At 66.6% G+C, this 19,850-nt stretch carries 16 protein-coding genes; 13 read left to right on the top strand and 3 right to left on the bottom strand.

The features are described from left to right. Positions 1 to 5 precede the first annotated feature (5 nt). The 8 genes from ABZO33_RS13695 to ABZO33_RS13660 all read left to right on the top strand — a co-directional run bounded on the left by ABZO33_RS13695 (position 6) and on the right by ABZO33_RS13660 (position 9,489). The gene (locus ABZO33_RS13695) at positions 6 to 3,008 is read left to right on the top strand and encodes a protein kinase domain-containing protein (protein ID WP_414536466.1); all 3,003 of its coding nucleotides are present in this window, start codon (positions 6 to 8) and stop codon (positions 3,006 to 3,008) included. Further along, positions 3,008 to 3,712, top strand: a complete 705-nt coding sequence (locus ABZO33_RS13690; protein WP_414536555.1) for an ABC transporter ATP-binding protein — start codon at positions 3,008 to 3,010, stop codon at positions 3,710 to 3,712. The genes ABZO33_RS13695 and ABZO33_RS13690 overlap by 1 nt, the downstream gene beginning before the upstream one ends. Next, complete coding sequence (locus ABZO33_RS13685; RefSeq protein ID WP_414536465.1) at positions 3,712 to 4,914, top strand: FtsX-like permease family protein; 1,203 nt, start codon at positions 3,712 to 3,714, stop codon at positions 4,912 to 4,914. The genes ABZO33_RS13690 and ABZO33_RS13685 overlap by 1 nt, the downstream gene beginning before the upstream one ends. Then, positions 4,907 to 6,673, top strand: a complete 1,767-nt coding sequence (locus ABZO33_RS13680) for a formylglycine-generating enzyme family protein (protein WP_414536464.1) — start codon at positions 4,907 to 4,909, stop codon at positions 6,671 to 6,673. The genes ABZO33_RS13685 and ABZO33_RS13680 overlap by 8 nt, the downstream gene beginning before the upstream one ends. Before the next feature lie 78 nt (positions 6,674 to 6,751). Next, positions 6,752 to 7,678 carry a type VI secretion system-associated lipoprotein TagQ gene (gene tagQ / locus ABZO33_RS13675; RefSeq protein WP_414536463.1) on the top strand — a complete coding sequence of 309 codons (927 nt, stop codon included), beginning with the start codon at positions 6,752 to 6,754 and terminating at the stop codon, positions 7,676 to 7,678. 74 nt (positions 7,679 to 7,752) lie between these two features. Further along, on the top strand, positions 7,753 to 8,655 hold the full coding sequence (locus ABZO33_RS13670) for an NAD synthetase (protein WP_414536462.1): 903 nt from the start codon (positions 7,753 to 7,755) through the stop codon (positions 8,653 to 8,655). Then, positions 8,655 to 9,071 (top strand): hypothetical protein, encoded by a 417-nt coding sequence (locus tag ABZO33_RS13665; RefSeq protein ID WP_414536461.1) that lies wholly within the window; start codon positions 8,655 to 8,657, stop codon positions 9,069 to 9,071. The genes ABZO33_RS13670 and ABZO33_RS13665 overlap by 1 nt, the downstream gene beginning before the upstream one ends. A 4-nt stretch (positions 9,072 to 9,075) precedes the next feature. Further along, a complete protein-coding gene (locus ABZO33_RS13660; RefSeq protein ID WP_414536460.1) occupies positions 9,076 to 9,489 on the top strand; it encodes a hypothetical protein in 414 nt (137 codons plus the stop codon). Between the two features lie 31 nt (positions 9,490 to 9,520). On the opposite strand, the gene ABZO33_RS13655 is transcribed toward ABZO33_RS13660, so the two are convergent. After that, complete coding sequence (locus ABZO33_RS13655) at positions 9,521 to 10,885, bottom strand: GTPase/DUF3482 domain-containing protein (protein ID WP_414536459.1); 1,365 nt, start codon at positions 10,883 to 10,885, stop codon at positions 9,521 to 9,523. Beyond that, positions 10,878 to 12,269 carry a DUF2868 domain-containing protein gene (locus tag ABZO33_RS13650; RefSeq protein ID WP_414536458.1) on the bottom strand — a complete coding sequence of 464 codons (1,392 nt, stop codon included), beginning with the start codon at positions 12,267 to 12,269 and terminating at the stop codon, positions 10,878 to 10,880. Before ABZO33_RS13650 ends, ABZO33_RS13655 begins: the two co-directional genes overlap by 8 nt. Before the next feature lie 54 nt (positions 12,270 to 12,323). Between ABZO33_RS13650 and ABZO33_RS13645 the strand changes: the two genes are divergently transcribed. The 4 genes from ABZO33_RS13645 to ABZO33_RS13630 all read left to right on the top strand — a co-directional run bounded on the left by ABZO33_RS13645 (position 12,324) and on the right by ABZO33_RS13630 (position 16,964). Then, entirely contained in the window at positions 12,324 to 12,839 is a 516-nt protein-coding gene (locus ABZO33_RS13645; RefSeq protein ID WP_414536457.1) for a dihydrofolate reductase, read from the top strand. A 100-nt stretch (positions 12,840 to 12,939) separates the two neighbouring features. Next, positions 12,940 to 13,473 carry an RNA polymerase sigma factor gene (locus tag ABZO33_RS13640; protein ID WP_414536456.1) on the top strand — a complete coding sequence of 178 codons (534 nt, stop codon included), beginning with the start codon at positions 12,940 to 12,942 and terminating at the stop codon, positions 13,471 to 13,473. Continuing rightward, on the top strand, positions 13,470 to 14,453 hold the full coding sequence (locus tag ABZO33_RS13635; RefSeq protein WP_414536455.1) for a FecR family protein: 984 nt from the start codon (positions 13,470 to 13,472) through the stop codon (positions 14,451 to 14,453). The genes ABZO33_RS13640 and ABZO33_RS13635 overlap by 4 nt, the downstream gene beginning before the upstream one ends. A gap of 120 nt (positions 14,454 to 14,573) precedes the next feature. After that, entirely contained in the window at positions 14,574 to 16,964 is a 2,391-nt protein-coding gene (locus ABZO33_RS13630; protein ID WP_414536454.1) for a TonB-dependent siderophore receptor, read from the top strand. A gap of 96 nt (positions 16,965 to 17,060) precedes the next feature. On the opposite strand, the gene ABZO33_RS13625 is transcribed toward ABZO33_RS13630, so the two are convergent. Then, complete coding sequence (locus ABZO33_RS13625; protein WP_414536453.1) at positions 17,061 to 18,452, bottom strand: L-cystine transporter; 1,392 nt, start codon at positions 18,450 to 18,452, stop codon at positions 17,061 to 17,063. A gap of 247 nt (positions 18,453 to 18,699) precedes the next feature. Here ABZO33_RS13625 and ABZO33_RS13620 point away from each other — a divergent pair, with 247 nt between their 5' ends. Further along, complete coding sequence (locus tag ABZO33_RS13620; RefSeq protein ID WP_414536452.1) at positions 18,700 to 19,755, top strand: haloacid dehalogenase-like hydrolase; 1,056 nt, start codon at positions 18,700 to 18,702, stop codon at positions 19,753 to 19,755. The last annotated feature ends 95 nt before the right edge of the window (positions 19,756 to 19,850 follow it).

Below are 19,850 nucleotides of genomic sequence, written 5' to 3'. Positions count from 1 at the left end.
ACATCATGGACATGCAGATTCCCGGATTCGACATCGACAGCGAGCTTGGCCAGGGCGCCATGGCCAGCGTGTACCTCGCCACCCAGCGTTCCCTGGAACGCAAGGTGGCGCTGAAGATCATGGCGGCGAGCCTGGCCGCCGACCCGACCTTCTGCGAGCGCTTTCTGCGCGAGGGCCGCACCCTGGCACGGCTGGCGCACCCGAACATCGCCACCATCCATGACATCGGCAATGTCGGCGAGCTGTACTACATGGCCATGGAGTACCTGCCCAGCGGCACGCTGAAGGAGCGGATCGCCGAGGGGCTGACGCCCGAGCAAGGCCTCGCCTATGTGCGCCAGATCGCCCAGGCGCTGGGTTATGCCCACGCCCAGGGCCTGGTGCACCGCGACGTCAAGCCGGCCAACATCCTGTTCCGCGCCGACGGCACCGCGGTGTTGTCGGACTTCGGCATCGCCAAGTCGCTGGATGACCGCACCCAGTTCACCCAGGCCGGTTTCGCTGTCGGCACGCCGAGCTACATGAGCCCGGAGCAAGCGCGTGGCATGGAGATCGACGGGCGCGCCGACCTGTATGCGCTGGGTGTGGTGCTGTACGAAATCCTCGTCGGCAAGCTGCCGTACAACGGCACCGACGCACTGTCCACGGCGCTGGCGCACCTGACCGAGCCGCTGCCGGAACTGCCCATCGAGCATGGCCGCTACCAGGACATCCTGCGCGGTCTGCTGGCCAAGGATCCCAACGAGCGCTTCGCCGACGCGGCGGCGTTGCTGGCGGCGCTGGACCGCTTGACGGTCCAGGCGCCGGTCGAGGGCAACGACAGCACCTTGGTCCGCCCGCTGCCGATCCCGCCACCGGCCACCCCGCAGCCGGTGTCCATCGACATTCCGCAGGCCGCTGCCGCTCCCGTGAGCGAGCCTGCCCGGCGGCCCGATCCCAAGCCCACTCCCGCAGTGAAGCCCGCCTCGAACAAGCCGGCCAAGGCCGTGCTGGCGGTGGCTATCGCGGCGGCGCTGGGCCTGGGCGGTGCGTTCTTCTGGTTGCTCGGCGGCAGTGACGCACCCACGCCCGAAACGCCGGTGGTGCAGGCGCCCGCCGACAGCGTGGCCCCCGCCGAACCCAAAGTCACGCCGGTAGCCGCCTCGGATGATGGTCGTCCACTGCTGATGCCCGGCAAGAAGACCCTGTTCCAGCGTGTGCTGACCAAGCCCGACGCCCAGCTGGTGGCCCAGCCCGGCGATACCGCGGGCGAGAAACTGCCAGCCTTCTCCGTGCTCTATGTCTATCAGCGCAAGGACGTCGGTGGCCAGGCCTGGGTCCAGGTCGGCGCCGCCAGCGACGGCCAGCGCGAGGGTTGGCTGCCGGCGGCGCAGACCAGCGACTGGAAACAGAGCCTGGTGCTCAAGTTCACCGAACGCTCGGGCCGCTCGCCAGTGATGTTCATGCGCCAGGTGGATGATGTACAGCATCTGCTCGACGACACCCCCCTGGCTCGCGACAGCCTGCTCAAGGCGCAGAACAATCCCGACCAGGTGCCCCAGGTGATGGCCCTGGAACCGGCGGCCAGCGCCGTGCCGCAGAACCAGTTCTACCTGATGCCGATCTTCGACTACCGCGAAAGCTTCGACGCTGGCGGCCAGCCAGTGCAACTGCTCAACATCGCCTCCATCGACCCCGGTGCCAGCGCCCGCGACAGCGCGCCCAAGGCGGCCGGTGTGGCGGCGGTCGGCGACAACAGCTTCCGCACCGGTATCGTCCTGGTGGTGGACACTTCGGTGTCAATGCAGCCGTACATCGATCGGGTGCGCCAGGTGGTCAGCGAACTACAGCAGCAACTGGCGGCCCGTGGCGAGCTGGACAGCGTCAGCTTCGGCTTGGTGGGCTTTCGCAACAGCGTCAAGCGCACCCCGGGCCTGGAGTACCTGAGCAAGACCCTGGTCAATCTGGAGCAGGGCCGCGATCCGGCGCGCTTCCTCAAGGCCGCCTCGCAGGTCAAGGCCACCAGCGTCTCCAGCCATTCTTTCAACGAGGACGCCTTCGCCGGGGTGATGCAGGCCGTCGAGGGCATGGACTGGTCCGGCTACGGCGGGCGCCTGATCCTGCTGGTCAGCGATGCCGGCGCACTGCGCAAGAACGACCCGTTCAGCAGCACCCAGATGAACGAAGCCGAAGTGCGCCAGGCCGCGCTGAGCAAGCAGATCAAGATCTACGCCCTGCACCTGCGCACCCCGGCCGGGCTCAAGAACCACGGTGCGGCCGAGACCCAGTACCGCGTGCTCACCGCCGACAGCAACCCACAGATCGGCGACCTCTACGTCAGCGTGCCGGGCGGCGAAGTCGGCGCCTTTGGCGACCGCGTGCGCGAGATCGGCTCCACCTTCGCCGAGCTGGTGCACCAGGTGCGCAACCAGCAACCGCAACTCGTACCGCTGCTGACCTCGGCCTCGAGCCTGGCGGCCAAGTCGCAGGCCATCGGTTACGCCATGCACATGGACTTCCTTGGCCGCCACGGCGCCAGCCAGGCGCCGCAACTGGTCAGCGCCTGGACTGCCGACCGCGACCTGACCAACCCGGCGCTGCCGACCCTGCAGGTGTGCGTGATGCTGACCAAGCTGCAGCTCAATGACCTGCAGCAGTCGCTCAAACTGATCGTCGATGCCGCACGCAAGACCCGCAGCTCGCCGGGCGACTTCTTCAACGAGATCGCCAGCGCCAGTGCCTACATGAGCCGCGACCCCGGCGCCCTGCGCAAGGGCGCCAACCTGGCCCAGGGTGGTGTGCTCGGTGAATACCTCGATGGCCTGCCGTACCGCAGCAAGTCCCTGAGCATGACCCAGGACCTGTGGCTGTCGCTGTCGGTGGCCGAGCAGGAAGACTTCATCGACGAACTGGACTCGAAGATCCGCCTGTACGAAACCTTCCACAACGACATGGCCAACTGGGTACGCTTCGGCAAGGCCGAACCGGGCGATGCCCTGTACCGTGTCCCGCTGTCGACGCTGCCGTGATGATCCGCCTGGACGGGGTGCGCAAGACGCGCGGGCAGGGTGCCCAGCGTTACAGCCTGGAGATCGACCGGTTGCACCTGGCGGCGGGCGAGCGGGTGGCGCTGGTCGGGCCCAGCGGCTGTGGCAAGAGCACCCTGCTCGACCTGCTGGCGCTGGTGCTGGCGCCGGATGCGGCGCAGGGCTTCGCCCTGGGCGGCGAGGATGTCGCCGGGCTGTGGCGTGCCCGGCAGCTCGACCGCCTGGCCAGCTGGCGCAGCCGCCACCTGGGCTATGTGCTGCAGGCCGGTGGGCTGCTGGGGTTTCTCGATGTGCGCGGCAATATCCGCCTGCCACGCCAGCTGCTGGGGCTCGGTGATGACGGCAGCGTCGAGCGCCTGGCCCAAGCGCTGGATGTGCACGATCAACTGGGCAAGAAACCCGCGACCCTGTCCCTCGGCCAGCGCCAGCGGGTCAGCTGTGCCCGTGCGTTGGCCCATGGCCCGGCGTTGTTGTTGGCCGACGAACCGACCGCCTCGCTCGATCCGGTGAACGCCGAGCGGGTAATACAGTTGCTGCTGCGCGAGGCCGAGACACGGCAAGTGACCTGCGTAGTCGCCACCCATGACGAAGCCCTGGCCCGCCAGGCCGGGCTGACGGTGCTGCGCATGGCCTGCCGGCGCGACACTGACGGCGGCGTCACCGCGAGCCTGGAGCGGGCCGCCTGATGCGCCCGCTGCTGATCGCCGGGCTGGCCTGGCAGGACTACCGCAACGATGCGCGGTTGTCGGCGTGCGCCGTGCTGGCGCTGGTGGCGGTGATCGCGCCGCTGCTGGTGCTGTTTGGCTTGAAGTTCGGCCTGGTCGGCAGCCTGACCGAGCGCCTGCAACGCGACCCGGGCGTGCGCGAGATCATTCCCCTGGGCGGTGGACGCTTTCGCGCCGAGTTCATCGAGGAACTGGCACAACGTCCGGGAGTGGCCTTCACCATCCCGCGGACCCGGCAGATCGCTGCCACCGCCGAACTGCTGTTGCCCGCCCACGGGCGTGGCCTGACGGTTGAAATGCTGCCCACCGCCGAGGGCGACCCCTTGCTGGCACAGGTCGCTCCCCCGTCGGGGCTGCAACAGGTGGTGCTGAGCTTTACCGCTGCGGAAAAACTCGGCGCCAGGGCCGGGGACGAGCTGCAGGCCAGCTTCAGCCGCCAGCAGGCCGGGCAGGTGCAATGGCGCCAGACGCGCCTGCAGGTCATCAGCGTTTTGCCCTTGGCTGCGTTCGAGCGCGATGGACTGTTCGCCTCGCTGCAGTTGCTCGAAGCCGCCGAGGACTACCGCGATGGCCGCGCGGTGCCAGCACTGGACTGGCAGGGCGAGGCACAGGGCAGTGCAGCGCAGCGGGTGTACCCGGCATTTCGCCTGTATGCCCGCGAACTGACCGATGTCGAGCCGCTGCGCCAGTTCTTCGCCGAACGAAAGCTGCTGGTCTCGACCCAGGCCGCGCAAATTGCCCAGGTGCAGTCGCTTAGCCGCAATCTTGACCTGGTGTTCTGGATCATCGCCAGCCTGGCGGTAGCCGGCGCCGTAGCGGCCATCGCCGCAGGCGCCGTGGCGGCTGTCGAGCGCAAGCAACGCGAGCTGGCGGTGCTGCGCCTGCTGGGTTTCGGCACCGCCGCGCTGCTGTTGTTCGTGGTGCTCCAGGCGCTCTACAGCGGGCTTTTGGCCGCCGCCGTGGCAGGGCTGTTGTACCTGCTCGCCGAACATGGCCTGAACCGACTTTTCATGCAGGTGCCCGGCGAGTTCGCCAGCCACCTGCTGCCCATGCACTACCTCGTTGCGTTGTGTGCCGTGCTGCTGGCCAGCACCGCCGCCGCCGGCCTTGGCGGCTGGCGGGTGGCGCGCATTGAGGCTTGCCAAGGAATACGTGATGTCTGATCGCCGTCTCGGGGCCGCCGCCCTGATCCTCTGCGCGCTGAGTCTGGGGGCCTGCTCCCCGGCCGACGGCGACGACAAGGCCAAGCCCGCCGCCCAGGCCCAGCCGGGGACTGAAAGCAAGTTCGACAACCCCAAGCCGTTGCCGGGCGACGTCAGCCTGCCGCTGCCGTGCGGCGGCGAGCTGGTGATGCGCAGCGTCTACGTATTGGCCCAGGGCAGCCTCGACGACCGCGAGGTCAACCTCGGCTACCCGTTCAGCGAAGGTGAGGCCGGCTACAAGCAGTCGTTCATCTCCGGTTACCGGCGCGATTTCATCAACGGCCAATTCAGCCTGCAGGACCTGGCGCCACAGTGGCAGAAGGCGGTTGCGCCAAGCCTGCCGAAGGTCGAGAAAGGCAGCCCGCTCACGCCGATGATGTACTTCATCGGCAAGTACGAAGTGACCGCCCGCCAATACGCCCAGGTGATGGCCCAGGCGCCGTCGCTGGCCGGCGGCGAGGCCGCGCCGGCCTGCGAGGCCAACAACGACGCGGCGGGGCGCCTGCCCAAGGTAAAACTGTCGCGCTTCGAGGCCGAACGCTTCGCCGCCGTCTACAGCGCCTGGCTGCTGAAGCACCACCGCGACCTGCTGCCGGTCAGCGGCCGCGGCAGCAAGGCCGAGGACGGCGGCACCGGCTTCGTGCGCCTGCCCACCGAGGTGGAATGGGAGTTCGCCGCCCGTGGCGGTTCGGCGGTCAGCCGCCAGGAGCTGGAAGGGCGCTTGTTCCCGCGCAAGGTCGAGGGGGCCGACAGCGAAGGGCCGCTGGGCGACTTTGCAGTGTTCAACCAGGTCGCCGGTGGTACCGGGCAGGCGGCGCGGTTGATGCCGATCGGCACCAAACAGCCCAACCCGCTGGGCTTGTTCGACGTGATCGGCAACGCCGCCGAGATGGTTCAGGAGTCGTTCCAGCTGGTCAACGCCGGGCGCCTGCAGGGCGCCTACGGCGGCTTCGTGGTCAAGGGCGGTAACTACCTCGAAGGCGAGGGCACCTTGTTCACCGGCATGCGTCGCGAGTACCCGCTGTTCGGCGTCGACGGTACCGAGCAGCGCAACGAGACCACGGGTTTCCGCGTGGCCATCGGCGCTTTGTCGGCGCCGCGCTCGCGCTACCAGGAACTGTTCGAGCAGTGGCAGAAGGAAGGTCGCCTGGCCGGCCTGACCGACGACATCGACGCCGCCCAGGACCCGACCAAGCGCCTGGACAGCATCATCGCCGCCGCCACCGACCCGCGCCAGCAGGCCGAGCTTGGCCTGGTCAACGAAGAGCTCAAGCGCAACGTCTCGCTGATCGCCCGCCAGCGTGAAGAGGCCGCTGGCAACCTGATCCAGTCCGCCGCCCTGGTGGCCGAGACCGTCAACAACTACAACATCCGCCTGACCAACCTGCAGAACACCCAGGCCAAGGCCGAGGCTTCCGGCGACCAGACCAGCGCGCGCATGTACGGCGCCGCCATCGCCAATGGCCGCGCCGCCCTCGACGGCGCCGTGGCGATCTACATCGACAACCTCGCCAGCGGCACGCGCTACACCGACGCGGTGATCCAGGCGCAGTTCCAGCGGGTCAAGGAAGAGCTCAATCGCAAGCCGGTGCTGGGCAACAGCCTGGTCACCCGCGCCACCCTGTTCGTCCGCCACGTCGGGGAGTACCGCCAGAACCGGCGGGCCGATCCGGCGACGATCCTCAAGGAGCTGCTGGCATCGGCCGCCCCGCGACCCTAAGGACAGCTTCGACAGAAAGGACTCCCGGGTGGCACGAAGCCCCCGGTCACCGAGAAACCCAAGAAGAGAAACCAGACCATGTTCACCCGCAAACCCCTGATCACCGCATCCCAGGCCCGTACCGCGCTGCTGCTGGCAGCCGGTTTCAGCACCGTGCTGTTGAGCGGTTGCGCCAGCTCCCCGGCGTCCAAGGTCGGCGCCACGACCAAGGTCGAGTACTACCCCAACTGCTACGAGCCGGTGCAGCACCTGCGCTCCACCGACGGAGACATGACCCGCTCGGTCACCACCGGCGCGCTGCTCGGCGCGGTCGGCGGCGCCCTGACCGGTGCCCTGGTCGACAAGGAAAACCGCGGCCGCAACGCCGCCATCGGTGCCGCCGGCGGTGCCTTGGTCGGCGGCGCCGCCGGTTACTACACCGAGCGCCAGAAGCAGATCAGCGACGACAAGCAGCGCATCGCCTCGTACGCCACCGATATCGACAAGAGCGCGGCCGACATGGACCGCACCACGGCCTATGCCAAGTCGTCGCAGAGCTGCTACCAGCGCGAGTTCGCCAGCCTGATCCAGAACCGCAAGTCCGGCCGCATCAACGACACCGAGGGCCGCAAGCGCCTGGCCGAGATCGTTGCTGGCCTGCAGGAGTCGAACAACCTGCTGACCACTGTGAACGGTCGTCTGGGTGAGAACCTCAACAACTACACCCAAGCCTACGAGCAGGACCTCAAGCAGGTGGGCGTGCAGCGCACCGAAGTGGTCGCCGTGGCCGAACCGCCGAAGGTGGCGACCACCGGCAAGAAGAAGGATGTGAAGAAGGTTCAGCCGGCCAAGACCAACACCAAGGTGCCACAGGAAGCGGTGGCCACCGAGAAAACCCTGCAGAACGCCAACGGCAAGAAAGCCGAGGCCCAGCAGGTGGCCAAGGCGGGTACCGACCAGGTCAACGCCATGTGCCGCAACCCGGACATGGGTGACTGGGCGCCGGTGCCGTGCCCGAACGTGTGATGCCTTGAGCGCCTGTGGGACCGGGTGAGCCCGCTCCCACGGGCGTGCAGCTATTTGTGTAAGGAAACCACTTCGTGACAGATCTTCTGGTCAACTCCCTGGCCAACAACTCCCAGTTTCTGGCACGCCAGCGCATCCAGGGGCGGATCAACCTGCCGCAGATGTTCGCCGCCATCGACGCCGACCCGCGTATCGTCGGTGCCGGTGTGGTGTACATCGACGCCGAATACAACATTGTCACCCTGCGTGAGTTTCAGCCGATCTGCAGCATCCGCCCCAAACGCGTGATTCTGCGCGAGATCAAGAAGTACCAGACACCTGACCAGTACACCCAGCAACTGCAGCACAATCCGCGCGAGTCGCGGGTGGTCAAGGAGGCGGTCAACACGACCCTTTCCTGCGCGGGCGCTGTAATCGGCTGGTTCGTGGTATTCAGTGGCACCATTGCCGCGCCCTTTTCCGGCGGTACCAGCCTGGTACTGACCTATGTCGGTGGCGCCGCCGCCACCGCCAGCAGCATCCAGTGCGGCATCGGTGTAATGCGCACTGTGCGTGAAGTGACCAACCCAGCGGCCAACGATGCCCTCGATGAGAGCCAGTGGTACCAGGCCGCCTCGATGGTGCTCGATGGCGTCTCGTTGCTGGGTGTCGGCGCGTCGGGCCTGAGCACGTTGAAGTACCTGCAAGTACATAAGGCCGCCACGGGTCGGAGCTGGCTGGAGTTGTCCAAGAGCCTCAGCCGCCAGCAGCGCAAGGCGCTGACCGACGAGCTGTTGTCGATCAAGCACCCGAGCCTGACGGCCAAGCAGATCAAGTTGCAGCAGGCGGCAGGGACCATGACCAAGCGCTACACCCCGACCGAGATCAGTCACGCCACGCAGACCCTGATGCGCGACTCGCTCGGCGCCTCCTTCGGGCTGGCCGGGAGTGCCACGGTGCAGAGCATCGCCGTAGGGCTATACGAAGAGATCGAGTGATGATGAAGCCTGCGCAATTCCAGACTTTCATGCGCCGTTACTTCCCGACGTTCTTGCTGGGATTTTTCATATGCCTCCTGTCGGCGGCGTTGTCAGCAACCCTGTGGATCGACAGTCACTGGCGCAATCACCCGGATAACCCCTTGTTCACCATGATGTCCAGCGCAGTGCTGGTCTTGCTGCTGTGTTCCGGGCATTTCGCGATGGTCCGCGGCTTCACATGGGCAGCCTGGGTGGTGCTCCCTGTACCCACTGTGGCCTTGCTGATGGCGTTGAGCCTGTTCGGTAGTGGTGTGAATGCTGTGTTGCTGGCAATCCTGCTGGCGTTGCCATTGCTGGCGCTGCTGGTTTTCAACAGCCGGCGGCATCGGGAAATGCGCCGACGGTTGGTGGAACTGCGCAAGGTGCGGCGTTAGCGCAATGACGCTCAAGCCTTTTCTGAAGCGTTACTTCGGTGTATTCATCGGCGCCTACTTCTCATCGATCATTGCCGTTTCCTGGACATTTGCGCTGGTGTGGAGCACGTATTGCCGGAACTGCCAGAAGGATGGTGCCTTTGCTTCGAGTCTGTTCCTGACGCTGGCAGTCTTCATGCTGGGCCATGGCGCTGTAGTTCGAGGGCGGACGTGGGGGGCCTGGCTCGTGGCAGGGATGTGTCTGGTCAGTCTGGTGATAGCGCTGCCGGCCTATGGATATCGGCCCAACCTGTTCATCTACACGAGCAGCCTGCTGGCAGCGCTGATAGCGTTGCTGTTGCTCAATAGCGACAGGTACAGAGAAATGCGCGTTCTCCTGGCGCAGTACCGCGAGCAAAGGCGCAAGGCGAAACACTAGCCATCATCGCGGGTTTACGTCGCGGATGGAGCTACAGTTCCGCCACCAGGGCTTCCAGTTGCTCCTGTCGTTCGGCCTGGTTGACCCGCGCCCCGGGATTGAGCGTCGACCACTGCGGATGCGCCCGCGCCTTGCGCAAGGCCTCGGGCAGCTTGCCTTCGCGCCAGCCTTTGTCCTCCGGCGCCGCCAGGCGGATGCTGTCCTGCGCCGCGTGTCCTCGTCCTTCCAGGGCCGTCATCAACTGCTGCTGACGCAGCGCCAGCAGGCGCAGCACGGCGTCATCCACGGTCAGCTCGCGCTGGCCCTTGAGCTTGCCCATCAGGCGCGAGCCATAGTTACGTGCGGTCTGCAGCGCGCCGCCGGCAATGGCCCCGGCGAGCGCGGCGGCGCCCAGGGTCAGGCCGCCGACCAGCAGGTCGACGCCGGCACCCGCCGCCGCGCCCGCCGCCACGCCGCTGCCCAGGCGCACACCGAGCAGCTTCAGGGTCTCCGGGTTGAACAGGTCGTCGCCCCAGCGGCCGTCGAGCAGCGGCAGGTCGCCGGCATTGGCGTCCTCGCGGCGGAACGCATACAGCTTGAGCAGCGCCTCGACACAGCGTTGCTCGCGCTGGCGCACCGCCTGGCGCAGGGTTTCGATGGCCTGCGCCTCGGCGGCGGGCTCGGCCTCGACGCTGCGCCGGCAGGCGGCGCAGTCGAGCAGCAGTTCGGCAACCAAACGCTTGCCGCTGTGGCGGCGGGCTTCACGCTGGGCCTGTTGGTCATCGATCAGCCGTTGCAGCGCCGGGCGGGCCTCTTCCAGCAGCAGCGCCAGGCTTTCGTAGAGGCGGCGCTCGCCATCCTCGGGCGGGGCCACGCTGTCGAAACGCACCAGCGCATGCAGGCCCAGGCGCGCCAAGGCCTCGCGCCATTCGGGCTCGCGGTGCTGGCTGCTGGCGACGAAGTTGAGTACCGGCAGCAGCGGCTTGCCGCAGCCAGCCAGTACTTCCAATTCGTCGCGGTATTTGGCCAGCACCGGTTCGCGGGCGTCGATCACATACAGGCCGGCATGGCTTGCCAACAGCTGGCGCAGCACCTTGGCTTCCTGCTCGAAGCGCTGGCGCGCCTCGCTGCCCTGGAGGAAACGTTCAAGGCGAGCGGGACCGTCCAGGCGCTCGCCCGGGCGTTCGAGGCGCTCCAGGTAGTCGAGCAGGGCGATGGCGTCTTCCAGGCCGGGGGTGTCGTACAGCTCCAGCAACGGCTCGCCGTCCACCGACAGGCGGGCGCCTTCGACATGGCGGGKGGTGCTGGGGCGGTGCGAGACCTCGCCGAAGCCGACGTCGCGGGTGAGGGTGCGCAGCAATGAGGTCTTGCCGACATTGGTATGGCCGACCACGGCCAGTTTCAGCGGCTCAGTCATGGCCATGCTCCAGCCAGGTCAGGGGCGAGGTGTCGGCATGGGGCAGGCCCAGGCGGTCGAGGGCCTCGTGCCAGTCGCCCAGGCGCGCCGCGTCCAGGGCCTGGCCGGGTTGCGCCTGCAGCAGCCAGATGCGCGTGGCGCCGGCGTTGCGCGCCAGTTCAGCAAGCAAGGCCAGGCTGCCACGGTCGGGCGAGCGACGTGGGTCGCAGGCAATGGCCAGACGCGCCGGGGGGAAGCGACTGAGTTGCTCGAGCAGCTTGTTGCGCGACTCGCGGCTGTCGAGCACGCCTGCGTGGGTGACCGATCCGGGCAGGGCCGGTGGCCAGGGGCGCTGGTCGTCCAGCTCCAGTCCGACCAGCAGGGCACCGCCGCTGTCACGCTCCAGCTGGCCGGCCTCGAAGCGGGGCAGGGTGTCGGGGGCTGCGTCCTGCACGCCGAGGCGTTCGCTGCACGGCATCAGGGCTTCGCGCAGTTGCGCGTAGCCGGGCAGGTTGAGGTCCAGCGCCAGGCGCTCGCGGCCCTGGCGCCAGCGCCACAGGCACAGCGCGGCCAGTGCCAGGCGCGGCAGCAGGCCGTAGACCAGGACCACGCCGAGCAGCCAGCTGGCCCAGGCCTGGCGCGCCAGGTCGAGGGCGGGCAGGGTGTCGCCGCTGGCGCGGATCATCGCTTCGTCCGGCACGGCGAAGCCGAGCAGCGCGGGCAGGGCGCCGAGGGCCTGGGTAAGGCTGATGAAAGGTTCTGCGGCGAGCAGCGTGGTCTCCCAGACGAAGCCGTAGCGTCGCGTCGCCAGCAGGGCCAGGAGCATGCCCAGCGCGGCGAGCATCGCCAGCAGCCACAGGCCATGCACCAGCAGGCCGAGCAGCCAGCGGTTCAGGCGCTGGCGCTGCAGCAGCACCAGCAGTGCGGGGGCCAGTTGCGCGGCCTTGGCGTCACGGGCAAAACGCTCGCTTAGCCACAGCCACAGGCGGCCCAGCGCCGCGCCCTGTTCGCCGGCGAAAAAGAAGCCCACGGCCCAGCCGAGCAGCAGCATGAGGTTCAGCCCGAGCAGGCTGCCCAGGGCCCAGAACACGTTCACTGGCCGTTGGCCGTCGCCCAGGGCCGCCAGCCCCAGGCCGGCGCCGCTGAGCACGGCCAGGAGCATCAGCGCCAGCAGCGCCAGGCGCGCGCCCTGCTTCCAGTGGCGCAGCGCCGCGTCCATGCCGTCGCGCTCGGCCAGCCACAGGGCGCGGGCCTCGATGCGCGTGGCCAGGTCGCCGCCTTGCTGGCGGGCGCGGCGGTTGGCTTCCTGGTCTTCCAGGGGGCCGGCGTGTTCCTCGCGCAGGCGTACCGCTTCGGTGAGCCAGCGCTTGTCGAGTGGAGTGGGTGCCGTCACAAGCTCTTCCATTGCACAGGTCAGGGCGCAAGCATAACCCACGTGCCCGATGCTATCCTCGCTGGCATGAACACATCACTCCCCCTCAGCCTGATCGCGGCGCTCGCCGAGAACCGTGTGATCGGCATCGACAACACCATGCCCTGGCACCTGCCGGGGGACTTCAAGTATTTCAAGGCCACCACCCTGGGCAAGCCGATCATCATGGGGCGCAAGACGTGGGATTCGCTGGGCCGGCCATTGCCGGGGCGGCTGAACATCGTTGTCAGCCGCCAACCTGGGCTGCAACTGGCCGGCGCCGAGGTGTTCGCCTCGCTGGAGGCGGCGCTGGTGCGCGCCGAGCAGTGGGCGCGGGAGCAGGGCGTCGGGGAATTGATGCTGATCGGCGGTGCGCAGTTGTATGGACAGGCGCTGGAAAAAGGGCTGGTGAGCAGGATGTACCTGACCCGGGTGGAATTGTCGCCGCAGGGTGATGCCTGGTTCCCGGAGTTCGACCACGGGCAGTGGCAGTTGACGTCGAGCGACGCGCAGTCCGAAGCGGACAAGCCGGCTTATCACTTCGAAGTCTGGGACAAGGCTTGATAGTGTTCGGGCTCCGCTGATACACGACGGTTGCAATTGCGAACAAATATCATCTTCTGCTAGCGTTCGTTCCTCTTGAGACCCAGAGCCAGGATGTGCCGTGTCTTCGTGGAACAAGCAGATCGCCCGGTTGTTCACCGAGCACAAGAAGGCCCTGGAGGCGTTCGTCGCACGGCGTACCGGCAACAGCCAAGTGGCCGCCGACCTGACCCAGGAGTCCTTCCTGCGTCTGGCGCGGCTGCCTGCCGACAAGCAGATCGACAACCTGCCGGCCTTCCTTTTCACGATTGCCAGCAACCTGGTGCGCGATCATCAGCGCCAGGCCATTCGCCGTGAGCGCCTGGAGGACGGCGAGCCCAGCGAGGAGCTGGCCAGCGATGCCCCTGGCGCCGACGACCAGTTGGCCGCGCAGCAGGAGCAGGCGCTGATGCAGGCGGCGATCCAGGCACTGCCCGAGGCGACCCGGCACATCTTCCTGCTCTATCATGTCGACGGTTGCACCTACCGTGAGATCGGCGAGCGCATGAATGTCACCCCTCGCAGCGTCGAGTACCAGCTGCGCCGGGCGTTGCTCGACTGTCGCGCCTTTATCCAGGCGCGCCTCGCCGGTGACGCGAGAGGGCAACGTCCATGAGCCGTCATTCCAAGAGTGCGCCCGATCCCATGAGCGACCTGCCCGACAGCGAGCGCCTGTTCGCTGAAGCCACAGCCTGGTATTACCGTCTGCACGCCGAGGACGTCACCCTGGCCGAACGCCAGGCGTTCGCCGTCTGGCGGGCGCAAAGGCCGGCGCATGCCAAGGCCTGGGAGGAAGTGCTCGACCTGTTGGGGGCTTTGCAGGGTCCGGCCAGGCGCCTGCGCGAAGACCAGCAGGCGGCATGGCGCCCCCCCCGACGCCGGATTTGGCCCAAGGTAGCAAGTGCTGCAGCGGCGGCGGTGCTGTTGGGTGTGCTGCTCGTCCAGACGCCCTGGCTCGACCGCTGGCGTGCCGATTACGCCACCGCCACGGGTGAAACCCGCAGCCTGCAACTGGAGGACGGCTCGCGCATTCAGCTCAACACCGACAGCGCCGTGCAAGTTGAATTGGGGACCACCGAGCGGCATGTCCGGCTGTTGCGTGGCGAGGCCTGGTTCGAGGTGACCCGCGACCCGGCCCGGCCCTTTGTGGTGCGTGCCGGGGATGGCTGGGTGCGGGTGGTGGGCACGCGTTTCAGCGTGGCCGAGGCAGACGGGCAGACCCGCGTGCAACTGGCCCAGGGCAAGGTCGAGGTCCGTGCCGCTACCGGCCAGGGCGTATTCCTCGAGCCCGGGCAAGCCGTGGAGTACGCGGCAGGCGGGCCGGGTGCCGTGCATGGCTTCGAGCCCGCCCGCGCCTTTGCCTGGCGCGAGCGGCAACTGGTGTTCAGCCAGCAGCCGCTGGGTGAGGTGGTGACCGAACTCAATCGCTACTGGCCCGGACAGACCCTGGTGCTGGGCGACGGCCTGCGCCAGCGCAAGGTCTCCGGCGTGTTCGACATCGACAAGCCGGAGGCCGTGCTCAAGGCCTTGACCCATACCCTGGGCGTGCGTGCCGACCAGTACACCCCGTACCTGCGCATCCTGCGCGAAGGTTGATTGAAAATATTTTCGGGGATTCCCGCCGCACCGACGTCCTTGATCTCGTAGGCGCAAATAATAAGCACTCTCAGACAGTGCCGCGCCAGTCGATCACTTTGACGCTTTCGGGGAGCCCTATTGATGAAAACCACCGCCACTCGGGCCGTGCTCGGCCTGGCCATCGCGCTTGGCAGCGCCGCCCTGGCCGGACCCGTGCAGGCTCAGGCCGCCACGCAGGCTCAGGTCTACCGTTTCGACATCCCGGCGCAGTCGCTGGACTCGGCCCTGGCGGCATTCAGTGCGGTTACCCGGATCCAGGTCCTGGTACCCGGTGAGTTCACCCAGGGCCTGCGCTCGCCGGGCCTGAGTGGCAGTTATCCACAGGACCAGGCCCTGGCCCGCCTGCTCCAGGGGACCGGCCTGGATGCCGCCTACATCGATAACGACAGCGTCACCCTGGAGCGCCACCGCGCCGGGAACGACGACGCGATGCAACTGGGCGCGGTGAAGATCGACAGCAGCCAGCTGGGCACCACCACCGAAGGCACCGGCTCCTACACCACTGGGTCGCTGACCCTCGGCAAGGGCGAGCAGAAGCTCAAGGACATCCCACAGTCGGTGTCGGTGATGACCCGCCAGCGCCTGGATGACCAGAACATGAACAGTCTCCAGGACGCCATGCGCCAGGTGACCGGCACCACGATCAAGAGCTACAACACCGGCTCCAACCTCAACGACGTTTACATGCGCGGCTTCCCGGTCGACCTGGTGCAGGTCGATGGTGTCACCCAGCCCACCGGGCAAGGCGACATGGCCACGGCGTTCGACCTGGCGATGTACGACCGCGTCGAAGTGCTGCGCGGACCGTCCGGCCTGTACCAGGGCGCGGGCGAACCTGGCGGCACCATCAACCTGGTGCGCAAGCGCGCCCTGGGCAAGTTTGCCCTGTCCGGTGAGCTGTCGGCGGGCACCTACGATCGCTACCACTCCACGGTTGACGTCACCGGGCCGCTGAACAGCGATGGCAGCCTGCGCGGGCGTTTCGTCACCGCCTACGAAAACAACCAGGCCTTCGTCGACTACGCCCAGAACGAGCGCCCGATGATGTACGGGCGCCTGGAATACGACCTGTCGCCGGCCACCACCCTGACCTTTGGCGGCGCCTACCAGCGCAACAAGTCGGTGCCCGCGTTCGGCCTGCCGGCCTACGACAGCGGCAAGCTGCTCGACGTCAAGCGCTCGACCTTCGCCGATGCCAAGTGGAACGAACTGGACGAGCGGGTCTGGGAAAGCTTCTTCGAGGTCGACCATGCGCTGGATGACGGCGGCCAGTTCAAGACCTCGCTGACCTACCGCGACGCCGAGGCGCCGACGCGCAACTTCACCTGGACCGACGGCTCGGTGAATCCGGATACCGGCGCCAGCTCGGCGGTAGCCTACAACTACTACACCCACATCAAGACCCTGGGCCTGGACAGCTTCGTGACGCGGCCGTTCGAGGCGTTCGGACGTACCCATGAGCTCACCGTGGGCGCCGACTACCAGCATGTGGACAAGGACTTCCGCTACGGTGGCCGGGAGTGGTTCGACATCAACGTGTTCGACCCGGGCAGCATCGATATCCCCAAGATCGACTACGCCATGGACAACGGCAACTCGTCCAAGTCCAACCAGTACGGGCTGTATGCGCGCACCAAGGTCAGCGCCAACGACTGGCTGGACGTGATCCTCGGCAGCCGGATGATCTGGTTCGACAGCGATGGCCATAACGCCAACCCGTTTTTCAACGAGTTCTCCGACCCCCACACCAGTGTTCGCCGCAAGGTGATCCCCTATGGTGCGCTGGTCGCCAAGCTCACCCCCGAGCTGTCGGCCTATGCCAGTTACACCACGGTGTACAAGCCGCAGACGCAGATGGCCGGCGGCAACAGCACAGTGGAGCCGCGTGAGGGCAAACAGTACGAATTGGGCCTGAAGCGGGAGTTCTTCGACGGCCGCCTGAACGGCAGCGTGTCGGTGTTCCGCATCTACGACGAGAACCGCGCCCAGCAGATCGGCCAGACGCCGTTCTATGAGGCCCAGGCCAAGGTGCGCAGCCAGGGTTGGGAAACCGAGCTGTCCGGCAACCTGACCGACAACTGGAGCGTCAGCACCGGCTACGCCTTCACCCGTCTGGAATCGGGGCGCCAGGCCGACTACCAGGGCATCAGCATCACGCCCAAGCACAACTTCAATGTGTGGACGCGCTATGCGTTCGCCGATGGGCCGCTGGAAGGGTTCAGTGTCGGTGGCGGCGTGCGGGTGGTCAGTTCCACCTACTACACGCGCAATAGCGTGGACTTCGTCCAGGGCGGCTACAGCGTGGCCACGGCGCAGGTGGGCTATCGCTTCAACAAGCACCTGTCGGCGACGCTCACGGCCAACAACCTGTTCGACCGGGTGTACTACGAGCGTGTGGACAGTGCCTGGGGCTCGAACTTCTACGGTGAGCCGCGCAACCTGACGCTCAAGCTGCGCGCAACTTACTGAAACGGGTACGTGGGAGCGGGCTGGCCCCGCGATACCGGCGCAGCCGGTGCCATCCATCGCGGGGCAAGCCCGCTCCCACAAGGACCGAACCGGTCTTCAGGAATGACTCAACTCGGCATGCTCATCCCCGCCCAGCACCTGCTGGTCGGTCTGCTTGAGCAACTGGCTGGTAACCACGCCCGCCGTCATCGAACCATTCACGTTCAACGCCGTGCGGCCCATGTCGATCAGCGGTTCCACCGAGATCAGCAAGGCCACCAGCTCCACCGGCAGGCCCATGGCCGGCAGCACGATCAGCGCTGCGAAGGTCGCGCCGCCGCCGACGCCGGCAACACCGGCCGAGCTGAGGGTGACGATGGCCACCAGGGTGGCGATCCACAGCGGGTCGAAGGTGTCGATGCCCACCGCCGGGGCGACCATCACCGCCAGCATCGCCGGATACAGGCCGGCACAGCCGTTCTGGCCGATGGTCGCGCCAAACGACGCACTGAAGCTGGCGATCGACTGCGGCACGCCCAGGCGCAGGGTCTGCGCTTCGATGTTCAGCGGGATGCTGGCGGCGCTCGAGCGGCTGGTGAAGGCGAAGGTCAGCACCGGCCAGACTTTACGGAAGAAGCGCAGCGGGCTGACGCCGGTCAGCGCCAGGATCACCCCGTGGACCACGAACATCAGGCCCAGGCCGATGTACGACACCACCACGAAGCTGCCCAACTTGAGGATGTCCTCGAGGTTGGAGCTGGCCACCACCTTGGTCATCAAGGCCAGCACGCCATAGGGGGTGAGCTTCATCACCAGGCGCACCAGGCGCATCACCCAGGCCTGCAGCACATCGATGGCCGACAGGGCGCGTTCACCCTTGTCCTTGTCGTCCTTGATCAGTTGCAGCGCGGCCAGGCCCAGGAACACGGCGAAGATCACCACGCTGATGATCGAGGTCGGCTTGGCCCGGGCCAGGTCGCCCACCGGGTTGGTCGGGACGAATGACAGCAGCAGTTGCGGAATGTTGAGGTCGGCGACCTTGCCTGCGTAGTCGCTGTGGATGGCCTGCAGGCGGGCGCTTTCCTGGGCACCGGCCACCAGCCCCTCGGCGCTCAGGCCGAACAGGTTGGTCAGGGCGATACCGAGCAGCGCGGCGATCGCGGTGGTCAGCAGCAGGGTGCCGATGCTCAGCACACTGATGCGGCCCAGCGCCGAGGCGTTGTGCAGGCGCGTCACGGCGCTGAGGATCGAGGCGAAGATCAGCGGCATGACGATCATCTGCAGCAAGCCGACGTAGCCATTGCCGACCAGGTCGAGCCAGCCGAGGGTGGCCTTGAGCACCGGGTGCCCGGCGCCGTAGATCGTGTGCAGCACCAGGCCGAAGCCGACGCCGAGGGCCAGGCCCAGCAGCACTTTCTTGGCCAGGCTCCAGTCGGTGCGGCGGGTTTGCGCCAGGCCCAGCAGCAGGGCCAGGAACGCCAGCAGGTTGAGTGACAGCGGCAGGTTCATTGAAGCTCCAGGAAAAGGCAAAAGAGGCATCGCCTCTGTGAGCGATTACGAACGGAAATGCTAACAGCCTGAAAACAAACGAATTTATACCTAAAAGTAATTTACATAGTTGTTTATGGAATAACGCCTGGTCGTTTTTGGCAATACACATGGCGTTTGCGGTTGCTTCGAGGTCGGTCGCGCATGCCTGCCTGTCATGAATCAGGTCTAGGGTTGAGCGGCCACGTCTTTGGGAGAACCGCACATGATGTCAGCTCCGAAAATTCTTGCCGGCGGCCTTGCCCTGTTGCTCAGTGCCAGCAGCTGGGCGGCCACCGAGCTCAAGCACTGGCCGGCCGAAGCCGCGCAGAAGCTCGACGCGATGATTGCCGCCAACGCCAACAAGGGTAACTACGCGGTGTTCGACATGGACAACACCAGCTACCGCTTCGACCTCGAGGAAGCGCTGCTGCCGTTCATGGAGAACAAGGGCCTGCTGAACCGCGACAAGCTCGACCCCTCGCTCAAGCTGATCCCGTTCAAGGACAGCGCCGAGCACACGGAGAGCCTGTTCAGCTACTACTACCGGCTGTGCGAGCTCGACGACATGGTCTGCTACCCCTGGGTGGCCCAGGTGTTCTCGGGCTTCACCCTCAAGGAACTGAAGCAGCAGGTCGACGAGCTGATGGCCTCGGGCAAGCCGATCCCCAGCACCTACTTCGAGGGAGACCAGGTCAAGACTATCGAGGTGCAGCCGCCGAAGGTGTTCACGGGCCAGGCCGAGCTGTACAACAAGCTGATGGAGAACGGCATCGAGGTGTATGTGATTTCCGCGGCGTCCGAAGAGCTGGTGCGCATGGTCGCCTCCGATCCCAAGTACGGCTACAACGTCAAGCCACAGAACGTGATCGGTGTGAGCCTGCTGCTCAAGGACCGCGCCAATGGCCAGCTGACCACGGCGCGCAAGCAGATTACCGCCGGGCACTACAACCCCAAGGCCAATGAAGGCCTGGAGTTGACCCCGTACCTGTGGACCCCGGCGACCTGGATGGCGGGCAAGCAGGCGGCGATCCTGACTTACATCGATGAGTGGAAGAAACCGGTGCTGGTGGGTGGCGACACCCCGACCAGCGACGGCTATATGCAGTTCCACGGCGTCGATGTGAACAAAGGCGGCATTCACCTGTGGATAAACCGCAAGGCCAAATATATGGACCAGTTGAACGGCATGATCGCCAAGAATGCAGCGGCCCAGGCCAAGGAAGGCTTGCCGGTGACGGCGGACAAGAACTGGGTGATCGTGACGCCGGAGCAGATTCAGTAATGCAATCGCGGGGCAAGCCCGCTCCCACAAGTTCGAGGAATGCTCGTGGGAGCGGGCTTGCCCCGCGATCGGGGTTTCGCAGGCATAAAAAAACC

Origin of the sequence: Pseudomonas sp. CAM1A (genome assembly GCF_047501685.1) — a bacterium.
Lineage (GTDB): Bacteria > Pseudomonadota > Gammaproteobacteria > Pseudomonadales > Pseudomonadaceae > Aquipseudomonas.
This window is presented reverse-complemented; position numbering and strand designations above follow the sequence as displayed.

Coding starts and splice junctions, on each gene's coding strand:
- ABZO33_RS13685 (WP_414536465.1), top strand. CDS start 3,712: ATGCGCCCGCTGCTGATCGCCGGGCTGGCCTGGCAGGACTACCGCAAC.
- ABZO33_RS13680 (WP_414536464.1), top strand. CDS start 4,907: ATGTCTGATCGCCGTCTCGGGGCCGCCGCCCTGATCCTCTGCGCGCTG.
- ABZO33_RS13625 (WP_414536453.1), bottom strand. CDS start 18,452: ATGAACCTGCCGCTGTCACTCAACCTGCTGGCGTTCCTGGCCCTGCTG.
- ABZO33_RS13650 (WP_414536458.1), bottom strand. CDS start 12,269: ATGGAAGAGCTTGTGACGGCACCCACTCCACTCGACAAGCGCTGGCTC.
- ABZO33_RS13660 (WP_414536460.1), top strand. CDS start 9,076: ATGACGCTCAAGCCTTTTCTGAAGCGTTACTTCGGTGTATTCATCGGC.
- ABZO33_RS13635 (WP_414536455.1), top strand. CDS start 13,470: ATGAGCCGTCATTCCAAGAGTGCGCCCGATCCCATGAGCGACCTGCCC.
- ABZO33_RS13690 (WP_414536555.1), top strand. CDS start 3,008: ATGATCCGCCTGGACGGGGTGCGCAAGACGCGCGGGCAGGGTGCCCAG.
- tagQ (WP_414536463.1), top strand. CDS start 6,752: ATGTTCACCCGCAAACCCCTGATCACCGCATCCCAGGCCCGTACCGCG.
- ABZO33_RS13695 (WP_414536466.1), top strand. CDS start 6: ATGGACATGCAGATTCCCGGATTCGACATCGACAGCGAGCTTGGCCAG.
- ABZO33_RS13665 (WP_414536461.1), top strand. CDS start 8,655: ATGATGAAGCCTGCGCAATTCCAGACTTTCATGCGCCGTTACTTCCCG.
- ABZO33_RS13620 (WP_414536452.1), top strand. CDS start 18,700: ATGTCAGCTCCGAAAATTCTTGCCGGCGGCCTTGCCCTGTTGCTCAGT.
- ABZO33_RS13645 (WP_414536457.1), top strand. CDS start 12,324: ATGAACACATCACTCCCCCTCAGCCTGATCGCGGCGCTCGCCGAGAAC.